This is a genomic window from Tessaracoccus bendigoensis DSM 12906, from assembly GCF_900141915.1.
Taxonomy (GTDB): Bacteria; Actinomycetota; Actinomycetes; order Propionibacteriales; family Propionibacteriaceae; genus Arachnia; species Arachnia bendigoensis.
This window is the reverse complement of the sequence record NZ_FQZG01000103.1, coordinates 1-10,311: the sequence shown is the minus strand read 5'-3', so window position 1 is coordinate 10,311 and position 10,311 is coordinate 1. Positions and strand designations below refer to the sequence as shown.

Genomic DNA, 10,311 nt, shown 5'->3' with positions numbered 1-10,311 from the left:
GGTCCCCGGCGCTTCGCGCGGTGGGACCGGCTCAACCGACGCGCTGGTTGAGCCGCGCCGAAGGAGCGCAGCGACGCCTGCGCGTGACGAAACCACCTGGCACACGGTGCGGGTCCCGGTCACAGGTCCCGAGACGACGCCCACTTTGGCTTAACATCGCGATGTTGGTTCGTCTATGAACGAACATCGCGATCCTAAGGCGGGAAAACCCTTGGGAGAGTCTGTGGGGATGGTCGCGTTGGTTTCGTCACGGTCCCCGGCGCTTCGCGCGGTGGGACCGGCTCAACCGTCGCGCCGCCCGCTCAACCGTCGCGCGGCCCGGCTCAACCGTCGCGCTGGATCTTACGAGGGCCTGCGTCAGGTCGACCGGAGGGTCACCAGGCGCCGACAGCGCACTTCTGGCCGAGGCCCCGGGGTACGCCGAACTCTTCGAGCTGGGCGCAGTCGCCCACATCGGGTGCCGTCGTCAGCAGAACCTTCCAACTGCCGTCCTCGATCCCGAGGATCGCTGGCCTGCCGCCACAATGCGCGTAGGTGATGTCTACCAGGACGTAGCCGGCCCCATGGGCCTTCTCCACGTAGATCCCCGGTTCACAGTCTTCGGGCGAGGAGCTCGGGGGGGTGCGTTGCAGGAACCCCCTGACCCAGGAACGGAACCCGGTCGGCAGGTTGGCGATCTTGCGGAGGTCTGACTCAGAGGCGATGAACGTATTGACGTCGATCCAGCCGGCGTAGAGGCTGGTTCCGGGTGGGGGGCGCGTCGGTGAAGCGGATGAGGTTGTTGAAGACCCATCCGTTGGTCTGCACGTAGGCGGCACCCTTCTTCGTGATCAGGCTTCCACGGATGTAGGCGCGGCACCCGTTGCGTCCGGTGGTCGGGGTGTCGCACTCGACGCGCCACCTCCGCCCGTTCATTGTGTGGAGGCCGGGCGACGCGAGCGGGTTGCCTTTCCACGCGGCGCGCTTCTGGGGCTTGTAGGTGAGGTTGTTGAAGAGCCAGCCGGTGCTCTGCCTGTAGGCGTTGCCGGTTCGGACGATCTGGGAGCCCCAGATCTCGGCCCGGCAACGTTCGATGGTTGAGCTGTACTTGGAACAGGTGGTGTTCCATTGCCGCCCGCCGACCGTGTGCCTGCCTGGGGTGGTGTAGACGTCGACGTCGGCGCGGGCGGTGGGAGCAGTGCCGATGCCTGAGATGGTCAGTGCAGCTGTGATCAGGCAGACGACGGTTCTCGCGCGCGATTTCATGGTTCTCCCGGGTGACGATGGCTTGGACCAGGACTGAGGGTAGTGATCGCCAGGGGCCGACGGCGGCATTGACCCGTACGGCCGTGTACGAAGTTGGCGATCATCAGCAGGATTGGGGCCCACCACTCAACCGGTGGGGTGGTGAGCAGCCAACTCCTCCCGCCCGGCCAGGGCCAATAGAGCCGGGCCGCCCGTCGCTTCCGATGCGAGGAGACCGGAAAACTACGGCCAGATGCGAGCGAAACGCCCCCTTTTCCCAGAATGCTGCTCTGGCTGCACCTTTCCGTCAAAGTCGCCCGTCAGCCCCCATCGGGGCGAGATCACGCGATCGTCCCGGCAGCCGCCGAGCTCGGATCGCTCAGAGGACACCGAGCCCGGTGAGCCAGACGCGGGTGTCCGCGTCGCTGACCCACAGATGGGTGCGCCACCCGAATTTGGCGGCGGCGTCCACGTTCTCCTGCTTGTCGTCCACGAAGGCGATCTGGTTGCCGTCCAACTCCAGCCTTGAGGTGACATGGTCGAAGAATCGGGGAGCGGGCTTCATCGCCCCGATCGTGGCTGACACGAACAGCTGGTTGATGTCCCGGCGCCAAGGGGCGGCCTCCGCCGCCTTCTGCATCGCGTGCGGCGAATTGGATGCGACGGCCACCGTGACCCCCGTGGCGCGCACCTCGCGCAGCAACTGCCGTGCGGTGGGGCGCAGCTCGCTCCAGATGCTGGCGTCGAGCATCGCCAAGCGGACGATCAGCTCCGGCTCGGGTTTGACGCCGACGGCCTCCAGCAAGGGACCCCAATAATCGGCGTCAGGGGCACCCGAGTCGTAGCCCGCACGTCCCTCCCAGTAGTGGGTCGCGAGGTCGTCCTCTGCAACACCCAGACACTTCGCGAGTTCCGGCAGCAGCGAGGGAGGTGACGAGAGGACCTCGCCCAGGTCGAACACAACTGCGTGGATCATGCCGTCGATCCTAGTGGCCCGCCGCGCCCAATTGCACGGGTTATGGAGCGCCATTCGGGCGACTGACTTCGTTGTCGTCGGTCGACGTAGTACCTAGTGCGGACCCCTGCCTCCATGGTGGGCTACGGGTGGACGGGGGCCGATCCCGCCCGTGTGGGCTAGTGTCGGCGTCTCAGGAAGGGGAGACCGTGAACGACTCTCGATGTGGATGCTGACCCTGCGCTCCATGGCGCTGTTCATCGTTGCCGCCGTCTGCGAGATCGGTGGTGCCTGGCTCGTGTGGCAGGGTATCCGAGAACACCGGGGCTGGCTGTGGGTGGGGAGCGGAGTCGTCGCGCTCGGTCTTTACGGCGTCGTGGCGACGCTCCAGCCTGACGCCAACTTCGGGCGCATCCTCGCCGCGTACGGCGGGGTGTTCATCATCGGTTCGCTCGTGTGGGCAGCCGTGCTGGACGGTTTCCGGCCCGATCGGTGGGACCTCGTCGGGGCGGGAATCGCTCTGGTCGGGGTGGCGGTGATCATGTACGCGCCCCGAGCCGGGTGAGCCCGGCGGAGTCGGTCGCCGCCCTTCTCAGTCGGCGAGCAGGTGCCCGACGGCGGCTGCTGCCTGGGGACGTTTCGCCAGGGTGGCCAGAAGTGCGGGGCGGATGTCGGGCAGCGTCTCGATCAGAGCCTCGATCAGCAGCGTGGGCAACTGCCTCGCGGTGTTGTCGTCGATCTTGAGTTCGATGAGCATCTGGACGGTTTTGGCGGCCTCGGTGGCCACCCTCACGCGTAGCTCACCCGGGCCGATCCTCATGAGCCCGAACAAGTTGGACGAATAGGAGGGGTCCGTCTGAGTGGTTCCCCAGTACCGCCTCGCCGCGTCCCTGAGCTCCGCCTGGAACACCTCGGCGCCCGCAGCCTGCTCCGCTGCGGCGGTGTCGCTCAGGAACCTCAGGATGGCCTTGCGGACGCGGCGGGCATCCCCCGCTCCGACGAACCCGCGAGCCTCCACGATCAGGGAGAGCCAGAACCCGAGGAAATGGTCGGCCTTACCCGATCTGCCGTATCGGGCCAACTCCAGTTCCTCAGGTGCCATAGGCTGAAATCTAGTGGATCGAGAGGGCAGAAGCGCCGGGCCCGCTCGTATGCCCTCAAGTTCTACTTGAGCACACCCTTGATCGAGTCGGCGAGGAGGGAGTCGACGGCGATGTCGGCGACGCTTGGTCCGTCGCCCTTGTTCGCCAGCTTCTCGTTGTGGGCGGCGATGATGCGGTCGACCACGGCCTCGTCGCTCAGCTCACCGGTGTCGAGGACGAGATCGAAGTTTGCCGGATCGGCCCAGTCGGCCGAGTAGATGCGCTTCGTGAAGCGGCGCCGTGTCTTGTCGTCGGCGTTGATCTTGTCTACGGCCGCTTCGTCGGTGATCCCGTCACGCAACGCGATGCGGTGCGCCCGGATATCCAGCGGCGCGGTGATCAACACGTTGAGTGCGTCGACGTAGCCCCCGAGGACGACGAAGGCGCCCCGTCCGAGGATCACGACATCACCCTGCGCGGCGATCGCACCGATGGTCTTGTCCATCCACTCGATGGTCCAGACGCTGTCTTCGCGGTACAGGTCCCAGAAGGTCGGCGCATGGTCGCCGTAGATGTTGTCGAGGTGGACGAGGCCGTACTGCTCGATCACGCCGTTGATCGTTGACTTGTCAGCGAACTTCCAGTCGAGCTTTCTCGCCAGTGCGCGAGCGACACGGCCACCGTGGCTGCCGAGCTGACGTGAGATGGTGATGACCGACATCGTTTCCTCCTGGTTCGACGCCTCACCGGGGCAGGTTGCGGTGGGCATGGACCACACTAGTCCCGTATGCCGTGGCGGCGGGCGGTCCCCAGGTAATCGACGGGTCAGACCGGAGCGTTGGTGAAGCGGCTGTAGTGGCCCTGGAACAGTGCCTCGATCTTGCCCGTCTCCCCGTTGCGGTGCTTCGGGATGTGGAAGGTAGCAAGGCCGCGTTCCTCGTCTGAGGGATTCTGCGAGTACATCTCGGGCCGGTGCAGCATGATCACCATGTCGGCGTCCTGCTCAAGGGAGCCGGACTCGCGCAGGTCGGAAAGTTGTGGGATGCCGTCCTTGCGCTGCTCGGTGTTTCGCGAGAGCTGGGAGAGCGCGATGACGGGGATGTCCAGTTCCTTGGCAAGGAGCTTGATCTGCCGGGAGAACTCGGAAACCTCCAACTGGCGGGACTCGACCTTCTTCCCCGAACTCATCAGCTGGATGTAGTCGATCGCCAGCAGTTGAAGGTCGTTGCGTTGCTTGAGCCGCCGGGCCTTCGCGCGGATCTCCATCATGGTGAGGTTCGGGGAATCGTCGATGAAGAAGCTCTTCTCCCCGAGCAGCGCCGCCTTGTCGGTGATGCGCTGCCAGTCGTTCTCGTCCATCTTCGCGCCGCCGCCGCGGATCCGGTTGAGCGGGATGGAAGCTTCGGCGCTGAGCACCTTCATCACGATCTCGGTGCGGCTCATCTCGAGGGAGAAGAAGGCTGCTGTCAGATTGTGGTGGATGGCCGCGCTGCGGCAGATGTCGAGCGCGAACGTCGACTTTCCCACACCGGGGCGGGCGGCGACGATGATCATCTGACCGCCGTGGAAGCCGTTGGTGAGCCGGTCCAGATCGGCGAAACCGGTGGGCACACCCGAAAGCCCGTCGCCCGAGTTCTGGATCGATTCGATTTCATCGAAGGTGGGTTCGATGAGCTCACGAAGCGACTTGTAGTCCTCGGAGGCCTTCTTTTCGGTGACTTCGAACAGGGTCTGCTGGGCCTCGTCGACGATCTTGTCGACCTCGCCCTGACCCTGGTACCCGAGTTGGGCAATGCGGATCGACGCGTTGACCAGGCGTCGCAGCACGGCCTTGTCGCGCACGATCTCGGCATAGTAGGGCGCGTTCGCGGCGATCGAGACACTGGCGAGCAGGTCGTGCAGGTAGACCGGCCCGCCGACCTTGGCCAACTGGCCCGACTTGCCCAACTCGCCCGCGACGGTGATCGGATCGGCTGGCTCGCCGCGACCGTAGAGATTGACGATGGCATCGAAGATGGTCTCGTGGTTGGGTCGGTAGAAGTCGACGCCACGGAGCACCTCGACCGCGTCCGAGATCGCGTCCTTTGACATCAGCATGGCCCCGAGGACGCTCTGCTCCGCGGCCAGATCCTGTGGCGGGGTGCGGTCGAGATCACGATCGTCATAGACCGGCGCTTGACTCATTCCGCCTCCTGGGGGTTCTGCATGGCAGGAAACAGGCTAGGCCACCCCTCAGACAGTTTCGGGCATGGCCTGTGGGTAAGCCTGGGGAAGGCCTGTGGATGGGGTGTGGACAACTGCGGCGTCGTCGTTTGGGTGATGTGGACAAGGGTGTCGCGAGGGTCGGATTTCCGTTATCAAATCGTTATAATTGACCGAACTGGGTCGGTTCTGGCCGATTTGTCCACATATCAACGCATCGCCTCAGTGTCTGGTCCGAGTGTCGGTGTTCGGTCGTGTTCGGCGAAGGGCATCGTCCGCCTAGTGGCGCTCTAATGGCTGTTGACTAGGCAGTATGCCCTTCGGTCGGAGCGGTGATGCGGAACGCCTGTCGTATGCTATGGGGCTGGGTGAAGTGCTGTGGGCGTGTCGGGCGGTAGTTTCGTCCGGGTTTATCCACAGGGGCTGTTGGTTTCTTGTTGATAACCAGGCGACGCGCGCCTGATCGGGGTGCGTCGGATCGGGGTGGGCCGCCCCTGTCGGCCTGGCCGGGGGTCTGAAAATCGGCCAGTGGTCGATTTTGCTCCGTCTGGGGTCGAGTATCGACCACTGCCTTGGTTGGTTGGGGTTTGGCGCGCTGGAGTCGCGAGAATCGGCCAGTGGTCGATTTTGCTCCGTCTGGGGTCGAGGATCGGCCACTGCCTGTACGTGGACTCCCGCGCTTGAGTCCCATTACCCCAGGGGGGTATATTTCTCCTCAGGAGGATCCATGACCGACAGCGTTTCCGCAGACTGTCATCCGACGCACGGCTACACGCCCGAGAAGGCGGCCTACTTGCGACGGATGAGGCTCATCGAGGGTCAGACGCGCGGCGTCGCCCGGATGGTCGAGAATGACGAGTACTGCATCGACATCCTCACGCAGATCGCAGCCGTCACGAGTGCGCTCAAAGCGGTATCGCTGGGTCTGTTGGAGGATCACCTTGAGCATTGCGTCGCGGATGCGGCCCGCAAGGGCGGCCCGGAAGCCGAGGCCAAGCTCGAAGAAGCGATGCAGGCGATCAGACGCCTGGTCAAGTAGAAAGAAAGTTGAACCAAGATGATCACGCACTACACCGTCACTGGAATGACCTGCGGGAACTGTGTCAACCATGTCACCGAAGAGGTCGCCGAGGTTCAGGGCGTCACGAACGTCCATGTCAGCCTGGACGGCGGCGCGATGGCCGTTGAGTCGGAAGAGCACATCCCGTTCGACGCGATCATCGAGGCGGTCCGGGAGGCCGGCAACTACTCGGTGGTCGAGGCCTGATCCTGCGACGGAGGGCCACGGTGGGTTGAGTCCGGCGGTCGGTTGAGGACGCCGCGAGTCGGCTGAGCCGGGCCGTGAGCTTGCGAACGCCCGTGGCGAAACCATCTGACGATTCGCGCGGACTGTGCCAAGACGCTGGGGTCAAGACTTTGCACCGTGTGTCAGGTGGTACCGGCGCTGGGTCAAGACTTTGCACCGTGTGTCAGGTGGTACCGGCGCTGGGTCAAGACTTTGCACCGTGTGTCAGGTGGTTTCGACACGCCTGCTCGCAGGGCTCGCCGGGCGGCTCAACCGGCAGTTTTGTCACGCCTGCTCGCAGGGCTCGCCGGGCGGCTCACCCGACGACCAGGTGGGCTCAACCACTGCTCGGCTCAACCAGCGCTCGGCGCAGCCCCTTGAGAGACGGCATTCCTGAGAAAAACTGAGAGTTGTTTGGGATTTCCTCAGGAAGCGCTTAGGATGGTCATCGACCGGTGAATCTCCGGTCTTAGTTTCACCAAGGAGTTAACCCGGATGGCAAAGATCCTCATCCCAGCGATCGCCGGTGGCGTCGCGTTGGCCGTCGTCGGCGGTGCCGCGCTCGCCACCGCGATGCACAAGAACGACGTGGAGCTGTCGGTCGACGGTCAGAGCTCGACGATCGCGGTGCGCGAACGCACCGTTGCCGACGTGCTCGAGCTTGAAGCGATCACCCTGGGCGATCACGACGTGGTGCTCCCGGCAGCCGATACGCGGATCACCGATGGCCTCGCCATCTCGGTGTCCTACGGTCGCCAGCTGCAGCTCACCGTCGACGGCGAGCAGCGCGTCGTCTGGACGACCGCGCGCAACGTCGGCCAAGCCCTCGACCAGCTGGAACTGGGCGCGAGCGACTCGAAGCTCTCCGCCACGCGTTCCTCCGGTATCGGCCGTGAAGGCCTCGAGCTCGAGGTTGCAACCGCCAAGGATGTCAGCGTCGTCGCAGCCGGTGCGACCACCGCAGTGCGGGCCGCCGGCACCGTCCAGGATGTCCTTGACAAGCAGGGCATCAAGCCCGACGCCGACGACAAGCTCACCCCCGCAGCCAATACCGTCCTGAGCGACGGCCTGAAGATCTCGTTTGTGCAGGTGGATGTGAAGACGTCCACGAAGCAGAAGGCGGTCGCGTTCGAGAAGACCGAGGTCAAGTCCGACAAGCTCGACAAGGGCGATTCGAAGGTCACCACCAAGGGTGTCGCCGGGTCTGCCACCGAGACCTACACCGACGTCTACAACGACGGCAAGCTCGTCAGCTCCACCCTCAAGTCGACGGTGGTGGACACCAAGCCCGTCGCCCAGGTGACCACGGTGGGCACTCGCACGCCGACCGTCACCTCATCGTCCACTTCGGCCACCAAGTCGTCGTCCTCATCTTCCTCTTCCAGCAGCAGCAACCTGACGCCGGCCACCGGTGCCTCCTGCAAGGCTTCCTACTACTGGCAGGGCCAGATGACGGCCAACGGTGAGCAGTTCAACACCAACGACCTGACCGCCGCGCACAAGACCTACAAGTTCGGCACCCGGGTGAAGGTGACCAACCCCAGCAATGGGAAGTCCGTCATCGTGCGGATCAACGACCGTGGCCCCTACGTCTCGGGACGCTGCCTCGACCTCTCCACCGCCGCCATGTCGGCCATCGGAGGCACGTCGGCAGGCGTGATCACCGTCAACTATGAGGTTGTCGGATAAAACAGACGCGACACGCTACCGCTTGGGCCATCCGGTTGGTAGCATGTGCATACGCCTCGCGAGAGGTTCAAAGAGCCGCCCGATCCGCTGCTGCCCCCCAAGAGCAGCGGGTCGGGCTTTTTGCTGCCCGAACGGCGAAGGTGCCCTGTTCAGCGGGCACCCGGGGCGGTAGCGTCGACGTATGGGATATCGAATCGAAAAAGACTCAATGGGTGAAGTTCAGGTCGACGAGAGCCGCTACTGGGGAGCGCAGACGCAGCGCAGCCTCATGAACTTCGACATCGGTCGCGACACCTTCGTGTGGGGGCGCGACATGATCCGTGCGCTGGGCGTCCTTAAGAAGGCGGCCGCGCAGGCCAACGCCGAACTGGGGCAGCTTCCGACCGATCGGGCCGACCTGATCGTGCAGGCCGCGGACGACGTGATCGCCGGTCGACTCGACGACCACTTCCCGCTCGTGGTCTTCCAGACCGGTTCGGGCACCCAGTCGAACATGAACTCCAACGAGGTGATCTCAAACCGTGCGATCGAGATCGCCGGGGGAGTGCTCGGCTCGAAGAATCCCGTCCATCCCAACGACGACGTCAACCGTGGCCAGTCCTCCAACGACACGTTCCCCACCGCGATGCACATCGCGGTGGTCAGCGAGCTCAACTCGCGGCTCTACGACGCCGTCGCCAAGCTGCGGGACACCCTGGCCGCCAAGGCTGCGGAGTTCGACGACATCGTCATGGTCGGGCGCACGCATTTGCAGGACGCGACCCCGGTGCGGCTCGGCCAGGTGATCGGAGGATGGGTCGCCCAGCTCGACTTCGCGCTCGCCGGGGTCCGGCACGCCGACGGCCGCGCGCGCGACCTGGCGATCGGCGGCACCGCCGTCGGCACCGGGCTGAACGCACACCCTGATTTCGGGCGCCTCACCGCCGTCAAGATCTCCGAGGAGACGGGGCTGGAGTTCCGGCAGGCGGACAACCTGTTCGCGGCGCTCAGCGCGCACGATTCGCTGGTCGAGGTGAGTGGCGCGCTCCGAGTTCTCGCGGACGCCTTGATGAAGATCGCCAACGACGTCAGGTGGTACGCCAGCGGCCCGCGCAATGGCATCGGCGAGATCACGATCCCCGAAAACGAGCCGGGCAGCTCGATCATGCCGGGCAAGGTCAACCCGACGCAGTCCGAGGCGATGACGATGGTGGTCGCCCGGGTGTTCGGCAACGACGTCACCGTCGGCTTCGCGGGTAGCCAGGGCAACTTCCAGCTCAACGTGTTCAAGCCGGTGATGGCGCACGCCGTCCTCGAGTCGATCCGGTTGATCTCCGACTCGTGTGTCTCGTTCAACGATCACTGCGCCGTCGGAATCGAACCGAACCTGTCGCGGATCCAGGCGAACCTGGATTCGAACCTGATGCTGGTGACGGCGCTCAACCCGCACGTCGGGTACGACCTGGCTGCCAAGATCGCAAAGCAGGCGCACAGGGAAGGGCTGTCGTTGGCGGAGTCGGCTATCGCGAATGGGATCAGCGCCGAGGACTTCGACCGCTGGGTCGTCCCGGTCGACATGACGGGCCGCTGAGGCTCGGGTTGGGTCGGGGGTCACGCATGAGTCGTGGTCGCGCTCGGTGCGGGTCGGGCGTTGAGCACTATTGCGGGTTCGTTTGGTGATTTGACGCCCAGTTGCGGCGTGTCGCGGATCGAGTCCGGGATAGTGCTCAAGTAGGTGGTCGCGGACGGGGTTTCGTTTCGGTCGCGTTGGCGCCGTCGGCTGGGGTCGCGGTCGGCTCGGGTTGGGTGTGGCGTTGAGCACTATTCGGGGTTCGTTTGTTGATTTGACGCCCAGTTGCGGCGTGTCGCGGATCGAGTCCGGGATAGTGCTCAAG

Annotated in this window: 11 protein-coding genes; 5 read left to right on the top strand and 6 right to left on the bottom strand. The window is 64.7% G+C overall.

Annotated elements, in window-relative coordinates:
* Nucleotides 1-374 precede the first annotated feature (374 nt).
* The 3 genes from BUC15_RS17720 to BUC15_RS17710 all read right to left on the bottom strand — a co-directional run bounded on the left by BUC15_RS17720 (nt 375) and on the right by BUC15_RS17710 (nt 2,200).
* Nucleotides 375-578 carry a hypothetical protein gene (locus BUC15_RS17720; protein ID WP_073191097.1) on the bottom strand — a complete coding sequence of 68 codons (204 nt, stop codon included), beginning with the start codon at nt 576-578 and terminating at the stop codon, nt 375-377.
* Between the two features lie 115 nt (nt 579-693).
* Nucleotides 694-1,245 carry a hypothetical protein gene (locus BUC15_RS17715; RefSeq protein ID WP_073191094.1) on the bottom strand — a complete coding sequence of 184 codons (552 nt, stop codon included), beginning with the start codon at nt 1,243-1,245 and terminating at the stop codon, nt 694-696.
* Between the two features lie 358 nt (nt 1,246-1,603).
* Nucleotides 1,604-2,200, bottom strand: a complete 597-nt coding sequence (locus BUC15_RS17710; RefSeq protein ID WP_073191091.1) for an HAD-IA family hydrolase — start codon at nt 2,198-2,200, stop codon at nt 1,604-1,606.
* Nucleotides 2,201-2,408: 208 nt separating this feature from the next.
* On the opposite strand from BUC15_RS17710, the gene BUC15_RS17705 reads away from it, so the two are divergent.
* On the top strand, nt 2,409-2,744 hold the full coding sequence (locus tag BUC15_RS17705; RefSeq protein ID WP_073191099.1) for a YnfA family protein: 336 nt from the start codon (nt 2,409-2,411) through the stop codon (nt 2,742-2,744).
* A 27-nt stretch (nt 2,745-2,771) separates the two neighbouring features.
* Here BUC15_RS17705 and BUC15_RS17700 read toward each other — a convergent pair whose 3' ends face one another.
* The 3 genes from BUC15_RS17700 to dnaB form a co-directional block, all read right to left on the bottom strand.
* Nucleotides 2,772-3,281 carry a DUF6553 family protein gene (locus BUC15_RS17700; RefSeq protein ID WP_073191088.1) on the bottom strand — a complete coding sequence of 170 codons (510 nt, stop codon included), beginning with the start codon at nt 3,279-3,281 and terminating at the stop codon, nt 2,772-2,774.
* Between the two features lie 62 nt (nt 3,282-3,343).
* Entirely contained in the window at nt 3,344-4,030 is a 687-nt protein-coding gene (locus BUC15_RS17695) for a cytidylate kinase-like family protein (protein WP_139280350.1), read from the bottom strand.
* A gap of 56 nt (nt 4,031-4,086) precedes the next feature.
* Entirely contained in the window at nt 4,087-5,445 is a 1,359-nt protein-coding gene (dnaB, locus tag BUC15_RS17690) for a replicative DNA helicase (protein ID WP_073191082.1), read from the bottom strand.
* A 745-nt stretch (nt 5,446-6,190) separates the two neighbouring features.
* Between dnaB and BUC15_RS17685 the strand changes: the two genes are divergently transcribed.
* The 4 genes from BUC15_RS17685 (at nt 6,191) to fumC (ending at nt 10,007) form a co-directional block, all read left to right on the top strand.
* Nucleotides 6,191-6,502, top strand: a complete 312-nt coding sequence (locus tag BUC15_RS17685; protein ID WP_073191079.1) for a metal-sensitive transcriptional regulator — start codon at nt 6,191-6,193, stop codon at nt 6,500-6,502.
* An 18-nt stretch (nt 6,503-6,520) separates the two neighbouring features.
* Entirely contained in the window at nt 6,521-6,730 is a 210-nt protein-coding gene (locus BUC15_RS17680; protein WP_073191076.1) for a heavy-metal-associated domain-containing protein, read from the top strand.
* Nucleotides 6,731-7,243: 513 nt separating this feature from the next.
* The gene (locus BUC15_RS21120) at nt 7,244-8,437 is read left to right on the top strand and encodes a septal ring lytic transglycosylase RlpA family protein (protein ID WP_073191073.1); all 1,194 of its coding nucleotides are present in this window, start codon (nt 7,244-7,246) and stop codon (nt 8,435-8,437) included.
* A gap of 181 nt (nt 8,438-8,618) precedes the next feature.
* Complete coding sequence (gene fumC / locus BUC15_RS17670) at nt 8,619-10,007, top strand: class II fumarate hydratase (RefSeq protein WP_073191070.1); 1,389 nt, start codon at nt 8,619-8,621, stop codon at nt 10,005-10,007.
* The last annotated feature ends 304 nt before the right edge of the window (nt 10,008-10,311 follow it).